This window comes from Streptomyces sp. NPDC044002 (assembly GCF_056434525.1).
The window spans coordinates 1-21,431 of sequence record NZ_JBWKEZ010000104.1 but is presented as its reverse complement, the minus strand read 5'-3'; the positions used below and the strand labels follow the sequence as shown (position 1 = coordinate 21,431).

Genomic DNA, 21,431 nt, shown 5'->3' with positions numbered 1-21,431 from the left:
TTGTTGTGGTGGTGTGTGGGGTTGGCTTATTCCCGGGGGTGGTTGGGTTCTGGTGTGGCGGTGGGGAGGGGGGGGGGGTGTGGGGTGTGGGGGGGGGGGGGGGGGGGGGTCCCCCCCCCCCCCCCCCGGGCCGCTTCGGCGGAGCCGGCGGCGGCCTCCAGGGCGGGCCGGAAGCCGGCGGCGAGGCCGGTGCCGTCGAGCAGGTTGCGCAGCTCGCCCGGGCCGTCCGCGCCGGGGGCTCCGGCGAGCCGGTGCAGCAGCTCCAGCACCCCTTCCCCGGCGGGGCGTAAGCCGGGCATCGCGAAGGGGTCGTCCTCCCGGTCCTCCCCGGCCCAGCCGGCCTCGGCCAGGACCCTCAGCTCGCACAGCGGGTCGGCGAGCAGCAGCCCCCACTCGGCGGCCTCCTCGTCCCCGTCGGCGCCTTCCGGCGTCCCGGGTACGGAGCGCCCGCCGGCGCTCAGCCCGGCGCCGAACCGCTCGCCCCAGAAGCAGGAGTCGACCTCGGCCCCGGGGAACCTCTCCCCGAGCCGTTCCCGCACCAGGGCGAACAGCGCGTCGTGCCGCTCCCGCCGCACCCCCGTACCGTGAACGAACAGAAACCGCATGACCGCCCCGCCCCCTCGTCGCTCTCCCCCGCCCGGCACGATAGCGCCGAGTGCGCGACCCGGCGTACCGAACGGCACACTGGGCGGTCGGGGCGTGTGCGTCGGGCACTCGGCCGGGGGACTTGACGGAGCGTGCGGGTGGATCTCAACTCGGTGGTCATCGCGGTGGCGGGCGTCGCCGGAACGCTGGGCGGGTCCCTGCTGACCCAGCGGGGCGCGGAACGGGCCAAGCGCCGGGAGATAGAACTCGTGCGCGCCCAGGAGGAGGTCCGCGAGAGCCGCGCACTGCGGCGCACCTGCTACGCCGAACTCAACCGGGAGTCACGCCAGTTCGTCACCGCACTCAACCGCCACCTGCACGTCATGCGGGAGCGCGCCGTGGAGGACGCCGACCGGGAGGCGCTCGACGCGGCGAAGGGTGCGCACCGCGACCGCTACTCCGAGGCGCAGATGATCGCCCCGGACGCGGTGCTCGTGACGGCGAGCGCCCTCAACCACGGCCTCAACAAGGTCTACGGCCAGGTCAAACGGCTGGAACGGGACGAGCCCGCGCCGGGCGAGACGATGAACACGGCGGCCGGCGAGCAGTACGCGCTCTGGGAGCTGCTGCGGACGATGCGCACCGCCATGCGCCACGACCTGGGCGTCGCGGTCGCGGACGACGACTGACGGCTGCTCAGGAAAACGGTGACTGAAGGCTCAGAGCTTGCGCGCGAAGAGCAGCCCGTCCGCGATCGGGAGGACCAGCGACTCCACCCGGCCGTCGGCGCGGACGTGGGCGTTGAACTCGCGGACGGCCAGCCCGTTGCCGTGCGCCCCGGGGTCCGCGGCCGCTCCGCCGAAGAGGGCGTTGTCGGCGAGGAGCAGCCCGCCGGGGCGTACGCGGGGCACGAGTTCCTCCCAGTAGTCCCGGTAGCCGTCCTTGTTCGCGTCCAGGAAGACCAGGTCGACGACGGGTTCGGCAGGCAGGGCGCGCAGGGTGTCCAGGGCGGGGGCGAGCCTCAGCTCGATCCGGTCGGCGAGCCCGGCCTCCTTCCAGGCCTCCTGCGCGATCGCGGTCCACTCCGCCGAGAGGTCGCAGGTGAGGACCCGTCCGCCGGGGAGCAGGCCGGCCGCGAGGGCGAGGGTGGAGTAGCCGGTGAAGGTGCCGACCTCGACGATCCGGCGGGCTCCGGTCAGTTTCGCGAGGAGGGTGAGGAGGACGCCCTGCTCGTGCGGGATCTGCATCACGGCCCGGTCGCCGAGGGCGCGGGTGCGCTCGACGAGCCGCCGCTGGACCTCGGTCTGCGGCTCGGCCTGGGCGAGCAGGTACGCGTACACCTCGGGGGTGAGCGGGACCGTCTTCACGTCTTCGGGCTGCCGGTTCACGGGGTACGTCCTCTCGGGGTCAGTCGGGCGGGGTGAGCTGTGCGGGCAGGGGCTTGCCGAGGGGGCCGCGCGGGATCCGGTCCACGAGGCGCACCAGGCGGGGTTCGGCGCCGAGGCCGCGCGCGGCGGCCCGTACGCCGTCCGCCGTCAGGGGGCCGCCTCCGGCGACGAGCAGGTCGTACGCCTCCTCGTGCGGCGGGCCGGCCGGTCCGGGGACGCGTACGCAGGCGACGTCGGCTCCGGGGAGCGCGGCGCGCAGCCGGGCGGCGATGGCGCCCAGGTCGTACCGGACGCCGCCCACGCGGACCAGCTGGGCGCGGCGGCCGAGGCGGAGGAAGAGGCGGTCGCCGAGGCGGCGGACCACGTCGTCCATCTCGTGCCGGTCGGGCGGGCTGCCGTCGGGCAGGGCGGACAGGCGGGGCCCGGTGACGGTGAGCGGGCCCTCCGAGCCGGTGCGGGGTGCGGCGAAGGCGACGTCGTCGAGCAGCGTCCAGGGCCCGGCCGGGTCCCAGCCGGTGCGGTGGGCGACGGATCCGGTCTCGGTGGAGCCGAGCAGCTCGATCAGCACGGCGCGCGGGTCGGCTTCGAACCGGCGCGCCTCCGGGGGGAGTTCGGCGCCGCCGTGCAGGAAGGTGAGCTGTTCGAAGGAGGCGGTCCAGCGGGGGTGGCGGGCGAGGGCGCGGAAGGCGGAGGGGATGGCGACGACGGCGATGCGCCGGGCGGGGACGGCCGGCGGCGGGCAGTCGCCGGCGGGCCAGAACCACACGGGCAGCCCGGTCACGGCGGGGAGGAGCACGGTCGCGGCGGCCCCGTAGGCGTGCCGGGGCGGGGCGAAGCTGACGATCGCACCGGGCGCGTACGGGGCGAGCAGGCGGGCGGTCTGTTCGGCGTCGGCGCGCAGCCGGTCCCCGGTGAAGATCCGCCGGACGGGGTCGCCGGTGGCGGGGTCGGTGGCCTGGAACGCGTACGCCCGTCCTTCGAGCCGCTCGCGGATCCGGGCGGCCTCGGCGGGCGCGAGCCGGTCCCACGGCAGGTGCCAGGGCCCCGGCGGCCCGTCGGGGGCGTCGGCGCCGATGCCGGGGCGTTCCCAGGGGGCGTCGAGGGGCAGTGCGGGGTACGGCGGTTCGAGGCTCATGCGCTCGTCTCCCCCTGTGCGTTCGGGTTCCGGGGCGGGGGCGGACCGGCGCCCCGGCGAGCCCTCAGGGGCACAACGACGTCGACCCCTCCGGGGACACGGCGGGGCACCCCGGAACTACAGGCGCAAGCCCCCTACCCATCACCTGTGACATGTGAAATATTACCTGCGCTCCGAGCCCCCGACCCCGTGCTCTCCCCGACCCCTCGGCACCGAACTCCCCGAAAGGGCACCTCCTTTGCGCAGACTCGCACTCGCCTCGGCGGGAGCGGCGATATCCCTCGCCGCACTCACCCTCATGCCCTCCCCCGCCGCCCTGGCGGCGACCGCTCCCCCGCCCGCCCCGCCGGCCGGCCAGGCCGAACAGGCCGCCTCCCCGCCCCTCGCCCCGCCGGAACTCCAGCGCCAGGCCCTGCGCCGCCAGGCCCTGGAGCGCATCGCGGCCGGCGACTCCGGCGACTCCCCCTCCGCCAACGCCACCGCCCGTACGGCCGGCCCGCTCCCCCGCACCGCGAAGATCGGCAGCCAGTACGTCGAACTCGCCCAGCGGCGCAAGGACAAGGTCTTCGTCATCCTCGCGGAGTTCGGCGACCAGGCCGACCCCCGCTTCGGCGGCACCCCCGGCCCCCTGCACAACACCATCGGCAAGCCCGCCCCGGACGACAACCACACCCTCTGGCGCAAGGACTTCGACAAGGGCTACTACCAGCAGCAGTTCTTCTCCCCCACGCCCGGCTCGGCGTCCATGCGCGCCTACTACAACCTCCAGTCCTCCGGCCGCTACGACATCGACGGCAAGGTCACGGACTGGGTCAAGCTCCCCTACAACGAAGCCCGTTACGGCACCGACCAGTGCACCGAGCCCGGCCAGTGCCGCACCAACTGGGACCTGGTCCGCGACTCCACCACCGCCTGGTACGAGTCCGAGCGCGCGAAGGGCCGCACCCCTGCCGAGATCAAGTCCGAACTGGCCCAGTACGACGTGTGGGACCGCTACGACGCCGACCACGACGGGAACTTCGACGAACCCGACGGCTACCTCGACCACCTGGTCGTCGTCCATGCGGGCAAGGACCAGACCTGGGGCGGCGGCGCCCAGGGCAAGGACGCGATCTGGGCGCACCGCTGGTTCGCGTACTGGAACCAGGCCGGCAGCGCGGGCCCGGAGGGCAACAAGGCCGGCGGCACCCCGGTCGGTGACACCGGGATCTGGGCCGGCGACTACCTCACCGGCGGCGAGAACAGCGGAGCCGGCCTCTTCTCCCACGAGTTCGGCCACGACCTGGGCCTCCCCGACCTCTACAGCTCGGACGGGGACAACAGCGTCAACTTCTGGTCCCTGATGTCCTCGGCCTCCTACCTCGGCAAGGGCCCCAACACCACGGGGCAGTTCCCCGGCGACCTGGACCCGTGGAGCAAGCTCCAGCTGGGCTGGCTGGACTACACGGAAGCCGACGCGGGCCGCAGGACCCGCGCCACCCTCGGCGTCTCCGGCTACCACACCGACGACCCCCAGGCCCTCCTGGTCCACCTCCCGCCCTCCACCACCCGCACCGAGCTCACCGACCCCTACGAGGGCGCCCGCCAGTGGTGGAGCGGCACCGGCGACTTCATGGACAACACCCTGACCCGCCCGCTGGACCCCACCGCCGGCCCGGCCACCCTCACGGCCCGCGTCTGGTACGACCTGGAACAGGACTTCGACTTCCTCACGGCGGAGGCCTCCGCGGACGGCGGCAAGACCTGGACCCCCCTCCCCGCCACTCTGGACGGCACCCCGATCCCCCCGAAGGGCATCTCGGGCACCTCACAGTCCTGGACCACCCTCACCACCCCCCTCCCCGCGTCCACCACCCACCTCCGGCTCCGCACCACCTCGGACGGCAACACCCACGGCCGCGGCGTCACCCTCGACGACATCCGCATCACGGCGGCCGACGGCCGCACCCTCCTCCAGGACGGCGCCGAACAGGGCGACAACGGCTGGACCCCGCTCAAGTGGTCCCGCACGGAAGGCCGCACCGGCACCACGGAGCACCCCCGCGCCTACTTCGCCGAGAACCGCCGCCACACCGGATACGGCTCCTTCCTCAAGACGGGCCCCTACAACTTCGCCTCCACCGACCAGCGGGTGGAGTTCTACCCCTACCAGCAGGGCGTCCTGCTCTGGCTCTGGGACACCGCGTACAGCGACAACACCACCAAGGCCCACCCGGGCAACGGCCTCATCCTCCCGGTCGACGCCCGCCCGGCCCCCCTGCGCTTCCAGGACGGCAGCCTCCTGAACGCCCGCGCCCAGACCTTCGACGCCCCGTTCTCGACCCGCCCGACGGACCGCATCACCCTCCACAAGCCGGGCACATCCCTGACCGTCCCCTCCCGCCCGGGCGTCCGCGTCTTCGACGACCACCGCGACACGTACTGGACCGCCGACCTCCCCCAACTCGGCGTCAAGGTCCCGGACACCGGCACCCGCATCGAGATCACCAAGGAAACGCCCACCCGCACCACCCTCCAACTCACCCCCTCCCCCTGACCCCACCCCCACACGAGCGCCCCGCCGGACCTTCCTCCCGGCGGGGCGCTCGTCACTCATCTCTCACCACACACCACTCACCCGATCGCGCGGGCGGTGTTCCAGTCGTCCTCCTCGACGCGCCAACCGTTGCCGATGGCGGTCCGGCCTCCGTAGAAGAGGTGGAGGGTGCCGTCGTTGCGGGTGGCGTAGAAGTCGGGGATCCCGTCGTCATTGACGTCGGGGGTGCCGCGCAGCAGGGGCCACATGGTGCTGTCCCAGCCCGTGGTGGCGTAGGTGAGGTCCTTGCCGTCGGCCGAGTTCACGGCCAGCGCGAGGGAGTTGATGTCGACTCCGCCGCCCGCTCCGGGCTTGCCCCGGCGCAGGGCCAGCCCCCGCTCGGAACTGGAATCGTCGCGGAACAGCAGGTCGGGCACGCCGTCGCCGGTGACGTCGCGGACGTTGATGATGTCGCGCGACGTCCAGCTGGTCGCGGAGAGCTGACGGGCTTCGGTGATGGTGGCACCGCTGTATCCGGTCAGGACCCAGAAGGCGTCTCCGGCGGTGGCGAAGATCTCCTCGGTGTTGTCCCCGTTCACGTCCTGGACGACCACGATCTGGCTGAAGGTGGCCGGGCCCGGTGCTCCGGGCGGCAGCAGGATCTCGGTGCGCCTGCTGATGTCGAAGCGGCCGTTGCCGTCACCCTGGTAGACGTACAGCTTGCCGTCGGGCATGCGGGCGACGAGGTCCGTGATGCCGTCCCCGGGGTACCAGTCGGTGGAGTGGGCGATGAGGGCGGACTTGCCGCTCGCGTCCTTCCAGTAGCCGGCGGGTGCCGGCTTGCCGTTGTCGGTGGCGGCGGGCATCCAGGCGTCGACGTCGCCGACCCGGTCGGCGGGGTAGACCCGCAGGTCGCCGGCCCCGTCCACGGCCAGTACGTCGGCCTTCCCGTCGCCGGTCACGTCTCCGGCGCCGTCGAGGCCGGGGCGGGAACGGACGTAGAAGGTGTAGGTGAAGGGGGTCGAGGGGTTCCCGGCCTTGTTGACGATGCGGACGTAGAAGAGGTTCGGTCCGGCGTTGTCCGGGTTCACGTCGAGGGTGACGGTGTCCTGGCCGGCGGCGGGGACGGCCTTCTGGTCGTAGACGGGGTGGTTCAGCGACCACTGGAACTCCCGGATGTCGGCCGGGTTGGTACCGCCCGCGATCACGGTGATCTTCCCGGGCCCGAGGGGGTTCTTGCTCCACTCGGCGCCGTCGGGTCCGGGGGCGGGAAAGTCTTCGGAGCGGATCGTGGGCGGTGTGGGCTGGGTGTGGTCGACGGTGAAGGTGCACCAGCCGCCACCACCGGAGTCCATGGGGCCGCTGCCGGACCACTGTCCGTCCCAGTCGACGGCCTGGGCGAGCCAGAAGTACGTCTTGCCCGGGGTGAACTTCTCCCAAGGGACGGTCACGTTCGCGGCTCCGTCGCCGTTGGTGTCGCGGAGCTCGTCAGCGACGGGGGAGCCGTCGGCGGACCAGATCCTGAAGCTCAGCCGACGCAGATTGCCGTCGCCGTCCGTGGCCTTGGCACGGAAGTCCACATCGGCCTTGCCGATCTTGGTGTACGGCTGCCCGGTGACGCACCCACCGCCGGGCGAGGTGCTCATGTTCGCCAGGACCGGCGTGTCGGGAGACTTGGCGTACTCGACCTCGATGTACGGGGCGCTCTCACCGTTGGCGAGGAACTTCTTCCAGTGACTCGGGTTGCTCTCGTTCGGCGAGCGCAGGCCGAGGGTGAGGTTCTGCCAGGCGCCGCGGGCGCCTTCTTCGACGGTCGGCTTGATGTCGATGCCGACCCAGTTGTCCGGGCAGCCGCTCTTGTAGCCGTAGGCGGTGGAGGCGCTCGCGATCCGCTTGCCCCAGAAGTTGCCGTCGCTCGTGTTGTCCCAGGTGCTCGAACTGGTGATGAGAGGCGTGTGGTAGACGTCGAACGACGTCGGGTCACAGCTCCACGAGTAGGTCTGCAGCATCCTGAGTCTGGCCGACCGGATCTGGGCCCCGTGGATCTGCGTGCCGAAGTCGAAGATGAAGGCCGACCGTGATGTTCCGTTGGTCGTCGACTCGTAGCCGACGCGCGCCTCGGGCGCGCCGCTGCCGCTGTTGAAGTTCTGGCCGTTCCAGAAGCTGGACTTGCCCTCGGTCTTGTAGAAGAGGGTCCAGTTCTGCTTGTGCCCCTTGAAGGAGGGATCGATGAAGACCGGGTAGACCGTGTCCGCGTCCTCCAAGAGGCGGGTGTCCGGCTTCACCGTCAGGACGTTCTCGGGGCTCAGTGCGGCACCGGCGGAGATCGCGTGGTTGCCTTCGGCTCCATTGAGGCCCGACAGGGCGAGGGTCGGGTGGTCCTTGGCCTCGGGAGCAGGCTTGGCGGCCGGCTCGCCCTCCGTCACGGCGGTCTTGCCTGCCGAGTCCCACATGAAGGGGGTCGGGGAACCGGCCACCTCCTCGCCCTTGCCGTCACGGGCGCTGACGGAGTGCGAAACCTCGTCGAGGTGGAAGGTCAGGTCCGGAGAGGAGAGCCGGTAGTTCAGCTGGCCGAGCAGCGGGTCGGCGGCGGCCTTCTTGTCCTTGACGACCAGCACGTGCGTGTATCCGCCGTCCTGCGCGGTCATCACCAGGTCGATGCCCGGGCGGACGTTCTCGTACAGTGCCCGCGGCCCCGAGATGACGGGCTCCGGAAGCGTACCCGGCCAGCCGACCACCAGTTCGTGTCCGTCGAGATTCAGCCGTACCAGGTCGGTCCACTGAGGTGTGGGCGTGTCGGCCTTCAGGGCAGCGGGATGCACGAGGGCCGTCCTCGGCATTCCGCGCGAAGCCCGTTCACCACCCCCTCCGCCGCCACCGGTCGGCTGGCTCCTGGTTCCGGCGCTGAACACCACGCTGCCGTTCACGGCCTTCGGCGCGAATCCGCCGTCCACCTTCTGGAGGGTGGTGTCGATGGGCTTCCACTCGTTGCCGACCTTGGCGCTCGTGGCCGCGCTGTGGACCCGCAGCTTGAACTGTCCACCCGGCTGGGCGAACGTGCTGGTGTGGGCGGTGCGATCCGCCGTGACCTCGACTTCCTTGCCGCTCTCCTTCGCCAGTCGCCGCGCCTCGGGCGCACCGACGGGTGCATTCGAAGCCGGAGCGGGCTTGGCCTGCCTCCGTGGCCGGTCCGCGTCGGTCGAGAGCATCACGATCGGCACCGCAACGGCTACCGCCAACAGCACGGCCAGGCCTCCGGCGGCTCTACGACGCCGGAACCAACGGGGCGGCGGCTGGGCGATCCTGCTTTCCGAAGCAGCGGTCGGCGGACTTTCATCCACGGATTCACGGACATCCACGGGTAATCCTTCCCCCCTCGGGTGCACGAATTCAGCCACCCTCGGCATGCGTTATGTATTTCAAGCCACTGGCTCAAAATGCGAAGGGTTCGCTCCCCACTCACCCTCACGCAAATGGCTGTGCGAGCAGAGCATGAACCATCACTCCGACACCGTCACCCCTTGATTCAGGCCGCCGAAGCACCGTTTGCAACCGATTTGCGTCGATTGCCCCCGGCTACGCGCCAAGTAAAGCGACAAAGGACACACCGAATCCGAGTTAGTGGATTTTGTTCACTTCCCCACTGCAAAATCAGCGGCTATTTGTCAGTCGCCTGCCGCCCACGCGCCATAGCCGTCGGCGGCAGATCGTGGGGGGTCCACATGTCGCCGTTTTCGGCGAACAATTTCCGCCTGCCCGGAAACAGAAAGGCGCGCGCCAGACGTGCACGCCTTGCCGGCAGCACCGGCATCACGCTGTCCTTCGTCCTGGCGGTGACTCTGCTGCCCGTCGACGCCTGGGCCGCGCCGCCGGGAGACCGCAGTGGTGTCCAGCTGCCCGGGCTCCAGCAGGACATGAAGGCCAAGCTCGACAAGGTGGAGGCGGCCAAACTCGAAGGCTGGTCCGGCGCTCCGGTCCAGCCACCGCCCGAATACGAGCCGTCGAAGGTGACGCCGCCGGCCGGCGGTACCGAACCCGTCACACTGGCCGGTGACCAGCTGGTGAAGGCCGGCGCCCTGCCGGTGAGCATCGGCAAGGCCAGCCCGACCCCGGAGAACCCGGCTCCGCCGACGCCCTCCGGCACCTGGTCCGTGGCGGTCGAGACGCGCACCGCCACCGAGGCGGCGAACGTCGACGGCGCGCTGATCAAGGTCACCCCGCCGGTCGACGCCGCGACGCCCGTGGACGTCCAGCTCGACTACACGAAGTTCAAGGACCTCTACGGCACCGAGTGGGCCACCCGCCTCGAACTCAAGCAGCTGCCGGCGTGCTTCCTGGAAACCCCCGACGTCCCCGAGTGCACCGTCGCGAAGGACGTCCCGAGCACGAACGACCCCGCCACCGGCACCGTGCGCGCCACCGTCGACCCGGCCGCCGCACCCGGTCAGGGGCTGCGCACCATGGCCGGCGGCAGCGGTGGGGCGATGGTTCTCGCGGCCTCGGACGGCGCATCCGGCGCGGGCGGCACGTACAAGGCCACCTCCCTGTCCCCGTCCGGTTCCTGGACCGCCGGCGGCAGCGGCGGCGGTTTCTCCTGGTCGTACCCGCTGACCATGCCCACCCCGCCCGCCGGGCCGGCACCGCAGGTCGGCTTCGGCTACTCCTCCCAGGCGGTCGACGGCAAGACGTCCGTCGCCAACGGCCAGGCTTCATGGGTCGGTGACGGCTGGAACTACGAGCCCGGCTACATCGAGCGCCGCTACCGTTCCTGCTCGGACGACCTCAAGGCCGCCCCGGGCAAGCCGAACAACGACAACAGCACCGACAAGAAGAAGAGCGACCTGTGCTGGGCGGGCGACAACGTCGTCATGTCCCTCGGCGGATCCACGACCGAGCTCGTACACGACACGGCGACCGGTCGGTGGATCCCCGCCACGGACGACGGCTCCCGGGTCGAGCGCAAGACGGACGCCGGCATCGCCAACGGGGCCAAGGACGGCGAGTACTGGGTCGTCACCACTCGTGAAGGGGTCCGGTACTTCTTCGGCCGTCACGACGTCGATGGCGCGGGGAGCCGTCCGGTCACCAACTCGGTCCTCAGCGTGCCGGTCTTCGGCAACCACCCCGGCGAGCCCTGCTACCAGGCTTCCTTCGCCGCCTCCTCCTGCGACCAGGGCTGGCGCTGGAACCTCGACTACGTCGAGGACGTCCACGGCAACGCGATGGTCATCGACTGGGCCAGGGAGACCAACCGCTACGCGAAGAACGAGAAGTTCAAGCAGCCCGTCTCCTACGTGCGTGCCGGATACCCGACGCAGATCAGCTACGGCCTGCGCAGCGACAACCTGTCCGGTCCCCCGGCGGCCAAGGTCGAGTTCACCGTCGCGGAGCGCTGCATCAAGGAAGGCGTCACCCAGTGCTCGGACGCCGAGTTCGAGGGCAACAACTACGGTGCCAAGCAGCCCTGGTGGGACACCCCGTCCACGCTGAACTGCAAGGCGACCGCCAAGGACTGCTACACCGGCGCCCCGACCTTCTGGACCCGTAAGCGCCTGACCTCGGTCACCACCAGCGCCCAGCGCACCGAAGGCTCCACGGCCCTGTCCCTCGTGGACCGCTGGGACCTGGCGCAGTCCTTCCCCCGCCAGCGCACGGACACCCACCCGCCGCTCTGGCTGGAGTCCATCACCCGTACCGGCTACGGCATCCCGAAGGCGGACCGCACACAGGACAGCACCTCGCTGCCGGCCGTCTCCTTCCTGCCGAACGTCCGCGACATGCCAAACCGCGTCGCGACGGGCGCCACCGACGCCACCCCGGACTTCGACCGTCTGCGCGTGGAGACCATCCGCACGGAGACGGGCGGCGAGGTCTCCGTCGGATACTCCGCTCCCTGCCCCGTCGGCGGGGCACACCCCAAGCCGGAGGAGAACACCACCCGCTGCTACCCGGTGCACTGGTCACCGGACAGCGAGGTGGAGAAGCCCCCGCTGGAGTGGTTCAACAAGTACGTGGTCGACAAGGTCACCGAGAAGGACCGGGTGTCCCGTCAGCCGGACGTCACCACTCGCTACACCTACGAGGGCGACGCCGCCTGGGGCAGGGACACCGACGAATTCTCCAAGCCCGAACTGCGCACCTACAGCCAATGGCGGGGCTACGCCAGTGTCGTCGTGAACAAGGGTGTCACGGCCGCCACGGGCAAGTCCGACGCGACCGAAGAGTCCCAGACCCGTACCCGCTACTTCCGCGGCATGTCCGGCGACGCGGGCCGGGCCAAGATCACGGTCAAGGACTCCACCAACACGGAGGACCTCGGCGAGGACCTTCCCCAGTACCAGGGGAGCGCCGCCGAGACCATCACCTACTCCAAGACCGGCGGCAGCGTGGTGTCACGGTCGCTCACCTGGCCCTGGAGCCAGAAGACCGCCTCCCGTCCGAGGGACGGCACCACACCACTGGACGCCTACCGTTCCGGTACGTCCCGCTCGGACAACATCCAGACGGTGAGCGGCGGCGCGACCAGGACCCTCCGCAGCCGCACCACCTTCGATCCCACCTACGGGCTCACCCAGACGGTGCAGAACGAGGCGATCAGTCCGAACGGCACGGGCGGCTGGAAGACCACCGACCAGACCTGCGCCACCACGACCTACGTCCACAACACCGACAAGCACCTCATCGGTCTGCCCCAGCGGATCCGCACCACCGCGGGTGACTGCTCGCAGGCCGGCAGTGGCGCGCTCCTCTCGGACACGCGCACGTCCTACGACGCGCTGAACGCGTTCGGCGCCGCCCCCTCGAAGGGCCTCGTCCAGCAGGTCGACACCAACGACGCCGCGGGCACCGGCTGGATCACGACCGGCCGTACCGAGTACGACGCCCTCGGCCGCCCGGTCAAGGTGTTCGACGGGGCGGGCAATGCCGTCACCACCACCTACAGCCCGGCGAGCGGCACGCCCTTCGCCGTGACCAGCACCAACGCACTCGGGCACACGACCACCAGCAAGAGCGACCCGGGCCGCGGTCTTCCCCTGGAGGATTCCGACGGCAACGGCCGCAAGGTCACCACGACCTACGACAACCTGGGCCGCTCCACCGCCGTGTGGACGCCCTCGCAGAAGCCCGGCACCGACAAGGCCGCCTTCACCTTCTCCTACCAGGTCACGGAGCACGAGCCGCCGGTCGTCACCAGCAACACCCTCCAGGACGACGGCACCTACAGCAAGGCCATCACGATCTACGACGGCCTGCTGCGCCCGCGCCAGAGCCAGGGCGAGGCCGTGGGAGGCGGCCGCCTCATCACGGACACGCTGTACAGCGCGAACGGCACGGTCCGGCGCACGAACAACGGCTACTACGCCGAAGGCGCCCCGACGAACAAGATCTTCGTTCCGGAGAGCGTCTTCCAGGTCCCGAACTCCACTGAGACGGCGTACGACGGCCTCGGCCGGGCGGTCCGCACCACCACGCTGCACGCGGACGTGCCGCAGTACTCCGACATCGCGCAGTACGAGGGGGACTTCACCCTCACCCGCTCGGCCATGTCCACGGACGGCAACAGCCCCCTCAAGGGCAGCCGTGCCACGAAGACGTGGACCGACCCGCTGGGACGTACGTCGGCCATCGAATACGCGACGTCGACCGACCTCACCACGTGGACCAAGACCTCGTACGCCTACGACGTCCGCAACAAGCTGTCGCAGGTCACCGACGCGGCCGGCAACAAGTGGACCTACGGCTACGACGTCCGCGGCCGCAAGACGTGGTCCGAGGACCCGGACACGGGACGCTCGGAGTTCGGCTACGACAACCTCGACCAGCAGCTCTGGGCGAAGGACTCCAGCGGCCGCACCCAGTACACGACGTACGACGTCCTCGGCCGCACGACCGAGCTGCGTGACGACGCCCCCAACGGGCCCCTCGTCGCGTCCTTCACCTTCGACACCCTGCCCGGTGCCAAGGGCCAGCCCGTCGGCTCAACCCGCTACGAGGGCGGTGCGGCGTACACCAGCGAGGTCACCGGCTACGACGCCGAGTACCGCCCGACCGGCTCGAAGATCACGATCCCGAACGTCCCCGCGACCAAGGGCCTGGCCGGCACCTACGCCTACAGCACCACCTACACGCCGACGGGCAAGGTCCAGTCGACCACCCTCCCGGCCACTCCGGGCGGCCTGGCCGCCGAGAAGCTGGTCACCCGCTACAACGCGGACGGCCTGCCCCAGACCCTGTCCGGGCTGAACTGGTACACCGCCGACGTCAAGTACGGCCCGTTCGGGAACGTCCTGCGCACCGCGACCGGCAACGCGCCGAACCGGGTGTGGACGACGACCCAGTACAACCAGAACTCCGGGCAGGTCACCAACCAGATCACCGACCGGGAGACCGGCGGCCCCAACCGCGTCAGCGACGTCTCCTACGCGTACGACCCGGCCGGGAACATCAGCTCGATCACCGATTCCCAGCCCGGCGGCCGGGAGGACCGCCAGTGCTACGCGTACGACCCGATGGGCCAGCTCACCAAGGCCTGGACGGGCAAGACCGCGTCCTGCACGGGCCCCAGCCTGGCCGACGTCACGCCCGGTCCGGACGGTGACGGGTTCTGGCAGGAGTACCAGTTCGACGCGATCGGCAACCGCACCAAGCTGGTCAACAAGGACCTGACCAACAGCGCGCTGGACGACGAGACCACCTACACCTACGGCGTCACCATCGCCACCAACGGCGCCCAGCCGCCGCTGAAGACCCAGCCCCACGCCCTGTCCAAGGCCGAGAAGACCACCCGCAACCCGGGCTCCACGGTCACCTCCCTGTCCACCTACGAGTACGACGCCTCCGGCAACACCAAGAGCCGGCGCATCGACGGTGACACCCAGACCCTGAACTGGGACCGCCGCAACAAGATCACCTCGGCCGGCAGCCCCGGCATCGGAGCCGTGTCCGTGATCGGCGCCTCCGGCAAATGCATGGACGTCGAGTACGGCGGGACCGCCGACGGCACGCCCGTCCAGATCCACCCCTGCAACGAAACGAAGGCCCAGCAGTGGCGCCTGACCGGCGACACCGTCCGCGCCCTGGACAAGTGCCTCACCACCAGCGGCACCAAGCTGGTTCTGGCCACCTGTGACGGCAGCGACAAGCAGAAGTTCGTCCACCGAGCCGGCGACAAGTCCCTGAACAACCCGGCCACCAACCAGTGCGTCGACGTCCCCAACAACGCCGCCGACGGCACCGACCTCCAGCTGTGGCCCTGCAACGCCACCGGCCCCCAGCAGTTCACCTTCGACAACACCACCACGTACGTCTACGACGCCGGCGGCAACCGCCTCATCGAGGAAACCGGCAGCTCCCGCACCCTCTACCTCGGCGAAGCCGAGATCACCGTCAACAAGGCCGGCCAGCCCGTCGACGCCGTCCGCTACTACAGCGGCGCCGGCGCCACCACGGTCCGCCGCACCAGCGGCAAGGCCGACAACCACCAGCTCACCGTCCAGCTCGCCGACCACCACGGCACCGCCACCACGTCGGTGGAGCAGACCGCCGGGCAGGCGATCAGCCGCCGCAAGTCCGACCCGTACGGCAACCCCCGCGGCACCCAACCTGCCAACTGGACTGGCAGCCGCGGCTTCCTCGGCAGCGGCATCGACGACACCAACACCGGCCTGACGCACATCGGCGCCCGCGAATACGAAGCCACCACCGGCCGCTTCATCTCCGTCGACCCGGTCATCGACATCACCAACCCGACGCAGATGAACGGGTACACGTACGCCAGCGGCAACCCGGTCAACAAGAGCGACCCGTCCGGCCTCATCGAGACCGACTGCAAGAACGGCCACTGCGGCGGCCACTACAACCCCCGCGACGACAACCTCCCGGTGGGCCACCCGAACCGGCCCACTCCCATCCGCGGCGACTACAACAGCGCGTACACGGAGCAGGACAAGGTCGCGAAGCCTTACTACGGCTCCAGGGCAGGCACCGGACCTTCGGTCTCGAAGTCCTCGAAGCCCAAGAAGGCGGCGAGTTGCAGCCTGCTCTCCCTCTGCTCCATGCGCAAGGCCGTCGACACCGGCAAGAAGTTCTGGCACGAGAACAAGATCGCGATCGTCTCCATCGCCACCGAGATAGTGGTCGGAGTCGCCTGCATCGCCGCTGCGGGAGCGGCAGGTGTCGCCACGGGCGGAGTGGGCTTCGCAGCGGCAGCCGGCTGCGGAGCGATCGCAGGCGCCGCGGGAGCAGCAGTCGCCAACTACATGGACCCGAACGCTGACCACAGCATCCTGGGCAGCCTCAAGGACATGGCAACAGGCGCCCTTTGGGGCGCCGCAGGCGGAGCCTTGGGCGCAGCAGCCGGCCCGGTCCTCGCCGCAGCGGGCAAAGCCATCGGCAAGGGCGTGGGCCAGGCCATGTCCAAGTTCGGCGGCAAGGGCGGTTCGTGCCCCATCGGCAACAGCTTCGCCGCAGGCACCCTGGTCGTCATGGCCGACGGCTCGTCCAAGCCGATCGACGACCTGAAGCCGGGCGACAAGGTCCTCGCCACCGACCCGGAAACGGGCGAAACGGCGGCGAAGGACGTAACGGCCACCATCCTGGGCGAAGGCAGCAAGAACCTCGTCGAGGTCACGGTCGACACCGACGGCGACGCCGGCACGGCCACGGACCTCATCACGGCCACCGACAAGCACCCCTTCTGGGCGGTCGACCTGGCGAAGTGGGTGGACGCCACCGACCTCCAGCCGGGCCAGTGGCTCCGCACCAGCGCCGGCACCCACGTGCAAGTCCAGGCCGTCAGGCGCTGGACCACCCAGGCAGCAGTCCACAACCTGACCGTCGCAGACCTGCACACGTACTATGTGCTGGCAGGTGCCACGCCAATCCTGGTTCACAACTGCAATGTAACTGCTGCGGCTCGCGCCGAAGCCAACACCACGTCCAGTGTCAGGCCGTCCAAGGCGCGTCCTGCTGTTGCCGAGGCCCTCGAATTGCCCGGCGGGCAGGTCTACTCAAGTCCAAGTATCCGGGGGACGCCTCCGACTCTCCACCCGATCGTGCAAGACATACTCGACGCGATACCCATGACGGAGCGTGGTAGCGGTCACGGACGTTGCGGCCTGGCGGTCTGCGTGTCCCGAGCACTGACAGATGGACACAATCCAACAGGATCTTCGGCGGCGGCAGTGATCGTGCGTGGATCGCGAGAGCATGCCGATCATGGGCTTCCAATCGGTCCATGTGATAGCTGTGTGGCACTCGAAGATGCCTTCGACCTTGTTTTTGTAACCGCGAGGTGACCCACATGTACGTTTTTCCCGGCCAAGTCGACAGCGTCCTGCGAGGGGCTGGCTGGCGGCCCGGGAGGCGAGTTGACGCAGAGCCATGGCTGACGGCATTCGAAGCCGAGGGGCTTCGCCGGCACGCGATGGTCAACGTCTTCTTGCGTGAATTCGGAGGGCTGGCCGTAAATATCTCAGGCCCAGGGATCAGCCGTGCACGCGAACCGTTTGAGCTAGATCCCATGCTGTGCGTGGGCGAAGGGGATCGGTTCTTGGAATGGGGCGAAGAGGTCGATAAATCGATCTTCCCCGTGGGCGTGCACGACGAGGGTAGATTCTTCCTCGGAATCGACGAGCTGGGCGAGTTGTATCTCGTGGAGACGTGGCTTGCATCCTTCGGGCTCATGCCGAAAGCTTTGAACAATCTCATTCTGGGGGTGCAGCCAACCGTTATTGATGACGGAGGCGACTGACACGTACGGCCAGTACGGTTGGATCTGATGGACCCGCCTTGAGCGCTTCTGCCACTCCAAGTCGAACCAGATCAGTGCCTTGCAGTCGATTTTCCTGAGCGCATTGAAGCCCCGTCAGGTGTTTCCTGGCGGGGCTTCCGCATGGGCGCGCTCGGAATCCTCAGGCATAACCGGTGTGAACGTGGAGCGAGGTAGTCAAGGGCAGGAGAGCCCGGGTCCGGGCGTTTCTGCGAGCATCCACTGCCGGGGAGGTAAGGAGCGGTCGCGAGAGAGGAACGAACGGCCGGAGCATGTGAGGGCGGACACGTTCCGGTGGGGAACCTGCCAGGGAGCCGCAGGCGTTGCGCTGGGGTGGCGATCTTCGGGAGTGGGGCATGACGGGCAGGGCCGTGCGGGTGTGTGTGCTGGCCGGGGTCTGTTGTGCGCTCGTGGTCGCCGGGGTGGCCTTTGCGGTGGGGCGGTTCGGCACCGTTGCCGTGGGGGACGCCGGGCGCGGGAGTTACGTGCAGGGCGAGCGGGTGGGGGACGAGACCGCCGCCGAGGCTCTGGAGGGGCTTGTCGAGGGGGGCGGGGAGCGGCGGGTGGCAGGCGAGGGGGCCTGGAAGGTGTCCGAGCCGCTCGAAGCCGTGGACGTCGAGCCTGAGGCGGCCATCGGGGCTTTGTTCTCGCCCGGGGTGGACTGGGACGACGAGCATCACTGTTCCGGGAGCGTGGTGCATTCGGCGGGCGGGGATCTCGTCGTGACCGCCGCGCATTGCGTGTACGCGCGGGGCTTCCGGACCAATCTGGCGTTCGTGCCCGGGTACGCCGACGGGAAGGCGCCGTTCGGGGTGTGGGTGCCGACGCGGATCGATGTGGATCCGCGGTGGGTGCGGGACGCGGACCCGGATTACGACGTGGCGTTCATCCGGGTGCGCCGGCCCGGGCATGCCGGGCAGCGGCTGGAGGACGTCACCGGGGCGCACCCCGTGCGGTTCGGGCAGCAGCTGCCCGCCCCCGCCCGGCTGGTGGGCTACCCCAACGACGCCGAGCAGCCGTTGGGGTGCGCCAACACAGCCGTCGCCGCCGGGTCCACGCAGCTGCGGCTGGACTGCGCGGACGTGCCCAACGGGACCAGCGGCGGCCCCGTCCTGACCGCGGCCGGGACCCTGATCGGGGTGATCGGCGGCCGCGATGGAGGCGGGGACGAGGTGACTTCGTACAGCAGTTACTTCGGGGACGGGGTGCGGGAGCTGTACGAGCGGGCCGTGCGGGACTAGGCCGGGCCGTGGTGCGGCGGGTAGGCCGTCGTCGTGCGGGGTGAGGTCGGCAGGCGCCACTTCGACAGGACGCGGAGCACCGTGCCCGGGGTGAGCAGGGTGTTCGGCGGGGTGGAGAGGGAGAGGACACCGAAGAAGGGGGCCGAAAGGGCGGGGTCGGAGTTGGCCCCTGCCATGACGCGGGACATGTACGCCTGGAGGACGCGGGTCGCGCGGTCCGGCGCCGGGCCCTCGGTGCCCGGGTAGCGCAGGTCCTCGCTGGTGGCGATCTGCCAGGCGACGTTGGCCGCGGTGACGGTGTGCCGCTGGACGCGGCGCGCCTGTCCCGGGATCTGGGCGGTGGCCAGGCCCCTGACGGCGTCGCCCAGGGCCTGGGCGGTGATGGCGGCGACGGTCATGCCGTGCCCGTAGACCGGGTTGAAGCGGCAGGCCGCGTCGCCGACCACGAGGAGGCCCTCCGGCCAGCGGTCCATGCGCTCGTAGTGCCGCCACTCGTTGGCGGTGGCCCGGAAGCCGGAGGGCGGGGCCAGCGGTTCGGCGTCGCGGATGGCGTCGTAGAGGGCGGGGCTGCGCAGGGTGCGGGCGAAGCCGAGGAACTCGGGGTCCTTGGTGGGCGGGGCGTGCTCGCCGTTGCCGATCAGGGTGACAAGCCAGCGGTCCCCCTCCAGCGGCACCAGCACTCCCCCGCGCGGGCTCTCGGGGCGGCCCTGTACGTACATGGCGTGCCAGCGGCGCCGCGGGTCGTCCAGGGCGGCCTTGGGGATGGCGTACGGGCGGCTGGAGTAGCCGAGGTGGGAGTCGTAGCGGGTGACCGCCGGGGCGGGGTAGCCGAGGGCGGCCAGCCAGGCGGGGGCCTTGGAGGTGCGGCCGGTGGCGTCGACCACGAGCGCGGCGGCGAGGCGGCCGCCGTCGCGGAAGGTCACGCCGGTCACCGAGCGGTTGCCCGGCCCGCCGACGAGCCCGGTCGCGAGCCGGCCGCCGAGCATCCGGATCCGGCCGTCGCGCAGCACGGCGCGGCGCAGCGTCCAGTCGAGGAGCTCCCGGCTGCCGATCAGCATCCCGGCGCCCGGTACGTGCCGGTACCAGTCGGAGGGGCTCAGCCACAGGAAGTCGCGCGGCGACTCCAGCAGGGCCGCGCCGGCCTCCAGCAGCTCGGCGGTGGTGCCGGGCAGCAGCTGCTCCATCAGCTCGACACCGCGCGCCCACAGCACGTGCGCGTGCCGGGACTGCGGCAGGCCTGGACGGAACTCCGGCCCGTCCAGCGACAGTTCGTCGCGCTCGACGACGGTGACGCGGGCGAACCGCCCCGCCAGGACCCGTGCCGTCAACAGCCCGGCCAGGCCGGCCCCGAGGACCACGGCGTGGTCCCCGGGGGATTCTGTGTGGTTGTCCGGAGTGTCGTCCATGGGACGAGTGTCCGGCCGCCGGGGCGGCCCGGGTCAGGCCCCGGCCGGGGCGGACGGTTGCGTGCCGGGGCGTGGCGGGGGCGCGGACGGGCGGAGGGGGCGGTCGGGGGCGCGTGCGGGGGCAGGTGGAGGGGGCTTGCGGGGGGGGGTGGGAGGGGGCCGGTGAGGGCGGGCCGGGGTCGGCGGGCCGGCGCGCGGCCCGCCCTACTCAGCGGCGCCCGCAGCCGACACCAGTACGTCCCCGGCCGCGACCCTGCTGTAGAGCACGCTGCGGCCCGCCCGCCGGCGCAGGATCAGCCCCGCCGCAAGCAGCACCTTCAGCTGCCCGGCCACCGCCCCCAGGCTGTACCCGGTCAGCGCCACCAGCTGCGTCGTGGACTTCGGGCTCTCCAGCAGCACCAGCACCCGCGCCCGTACCGGCCCCAGCAGCCGTACGAGCGCCTGCGGCGCGGCCGGCCCGGGACCCGGCTGGGTGAGCTGGCCCGCGCACGGGTACACCAGCGCGTGCCGGTGCGTACCGGTCCAGGCCACCCACCCGTGGGCGTGCGTCACCGGTACGAAGACCAGCCCGGCCTCCCCCGACAGCTCGCGCGGCCGCCGCTGCTGGAGGTTGACCCGCAGCCGCCCGCCGCCCAGCCAGGCCATGCCCGGCCGCATCCCCGACAGGGCGGCCGCCCAGCCCTCCCGGCCGAGCTGGCTGGTGCGCACCAGGACGTCCGCCTCCGCGATCCGGCGGCGCCGGTCCCAGTCGGGGCGTACGGCCTCCTGCCAGACCCACTCCAGCAGTTCGGCCGTCCTCGGGCCGAGGCCGCGCGCCCGGTCGAGGCCCTCGGGGAGCCGGCCGGTGGCGGCGCGCAGGTCGGTACGGACCACCGCGTCCGGGGCGGCGCGTACGGTGGCGAGCTCCTCGGCGAAGGCGCGGCCGTCCTGGTGGGCCGGTGGGGTCAGGTACCCGGCGATCCACAGCCGGCCGAGGGCGGCCCGCACCAGGGCGGCGGTGAGGGGCTCGGCGGCCAGGTGGGCCCGGTAGTGCGGGAGCCGGTCCGCGAGCCAGGCCCGCTCGGCGGGGTGGGCGGGGGTGCGGCGCTCCAGGGCCATGAGGGCGGCGGTGGTCTCGGCGAGGGGGGAGACCACGAAGCGGCTGCGCGCGAGCGCGTCGGTGTCGATGCGCCACCATCCCACGGAGTGCCGCCCTTCTCTTGCCGGTGTGGTGCCCCCGGGGGGCCGGGGCTGCGGGCCCGATCATGCCGTGTCCCTGGCCGGGGGTGGCCCGAGGGGGGCCGCTGCGCGGGGCGAGGTCCCCTACCCGCCCTTCGCCCGTTCCCCGGGGCTGCGCCCCGGACCCCTTCCTGGGGGCTCCGCCCCCAGACCCCCGCGCCTCAAACGCCGGC

Annotated in this window: 11 protein-coding genes; 5 read left to right on the top strand and 6 right to left on the bottom strand. The window is 71.1% G+C overall.

What is annotated here, in order from left to right; translation table 11 throughout:
- Positions 1 to 26 precede the first annotated feature (26 nt).
- Positions 27 to 605, bottom strand: a complete 579-nt coding sequence (locus tag AC07A6_RS39250) for a hypothetical protein (protein ID WP_478780296.1) — start codon at positions 603 to 605, stop codon at positions 27 to 29.
- 138 nt (positions 606 to 743) lie between these two features.
- Between AC07A6_RS39250 and AC07A6_RS39245 the strand changes: the two genes are divergently transcribed.
- A complete protein-coding gene (locus AC07A6_RS39245) occupies positions 744 to 1,274 on the top strand; it encodes a hypothetical protein (protein WP_478780295.1) in 531 nt (176 codons plus the stop codon).
- Between the two features lie 30 nt (positions 1,275 to 1,304).
- Here the strand turns inward: AC07A6_RS39245 and AC07A6_RS39240 are convergent, their stop codons facing one another.
- On the bottom strand, positions 1,305 to 1,973 hold the full coding sequence (locus AC07A6_RS39240; RefSeq protein WP_362469491.1) for an O-methyltransferase: 669 nt from the start codon (positions 1,971 to 1,973) through the stop codon (positions 1,305 to 1,307).
- Positions 1,974 to 1,992: 19 nt separating this feature from the next.
- Positions 1,993 to 3,108, bottom strand: coding sequence for an AMP-binding protein (locus AC07A6_RS39235; protein WP_478780294.1), 1,116 nt, complete (start codon positions 3,106 to 3,108; stop codon positions 1,993 to 1,995).
- A 238-nt stretch (positions 3,109 to 3,346) separates the two neighbouring features.
- On the opposite strand from AC07A6_RS39235, the gene AC07A6_RS39230 reads away from it, so the two are divergent.
- A complete protein-coding gene (locus AC07A6_RS39230; protein WP_478780293.1) occupies positions 3,347 to 5,644 on the top strand; it encodes an immune inhibitor A domain-containing protein in 2,298 nt (765 codons plus the stop codon).
- Positions 5,645 to 5,721: 77 nt separating this feature from the next.
- Here AC07A6_RS39230 and AC07A6_RS39225 read toward each other — a convergent pair whose 3' ends face one another.
- On the bottom strand, positions 5,722 to 8,868 hold the full coding sequence (locus tag AC07A6_RS39225; RefSeq protein WP_478780292.1) for a DNRLRE domain-containing protein: 3,147 nt from the start codon (positions 8,866 to 8,868) through the stop codon (positions 5,722 to 5,724).
- A gap of 669 nt (positions 8,869 to 9,537) precedes the next feature.
- Here AC07A6_RS39225 and AC07A6_RS39220 point away from each other — a divergent pair.
- The 3 genes from AC07A6_RS39220 (at position 9,538) to AC07A6_RS39210 (ending at position 18,634) form a co-directional block, all read left to right on the top strand.
- On the top strand, positions 9,538 to 16,920 hold the full coding sequence (locus AC07A6_RS39220) for a ricin-type beta-trefoil lectin domain protein (RefSeq protein ID WP_478780297.1): 7,383 nt from the start codon (positions 9,538 to 9,540) through the stop codon (positions 16,918 to 16,920).
- A 5-nt stretch (positions 16,921 to 16,925) separates the two neighbouring features.
- Positions 16,926 to 17,375, top strand: a complete 450-nt coding sequence (locus AC07A6_RS39215; protein ID WP_478780291.1) for an SUKH-3 domain-containing protein — start codon at positions 16,926 to 16,928, stop codon at positions 17,373 to 17,375.
- Between the two features lie 374 nt (positions 17,376 to 17,749).
- On the top strand, positions 17,750 to 18,634 hold the full coding sequence (locus AC07A6_RS39210) for a trypsin-like serine peptidase (protein WP_478780290.1): 885 nt from the start codon (positions 17,750 to 17,752) through the stop codon (positions 18,632 to 18,634).
- Here the strand turns inward: AC07A6_RS39210 and AC07A6_RS39205 are convergent.
- The gene (locus AC07A6_RS39205; RefSeq protein ID WP_478780289.1) at positions 18,631 to 20,040 is read right to left on the bottom strand and encodes an NAD(P)/FAD-dependent oxidoreductase; all 1,410 of its coding nucleotides are present in this window, start codon (positions 20,038 to 20,040) and stop codon (positions 18,631 to 18,633) included. The genes AC07A6_RS39210 and AC07A6_RS39205 overlap by 4 nt on opposite strands.
- 204 nt (positions 20,041 to 20,244) lie before the next feature.
- Positions 20,245 to 21,222, bottom strand: coding sequence for a transcriptional regulator (locus tag AC07A6_RS39200; protein ID WP_362469476.1), 978 nt, complete (start codon positions 21,220 to 21,222; stop codon positions 20,245 to 20,247).
- Positions 21,223 to 21,431: the final 209 nt, after the last annotated feature.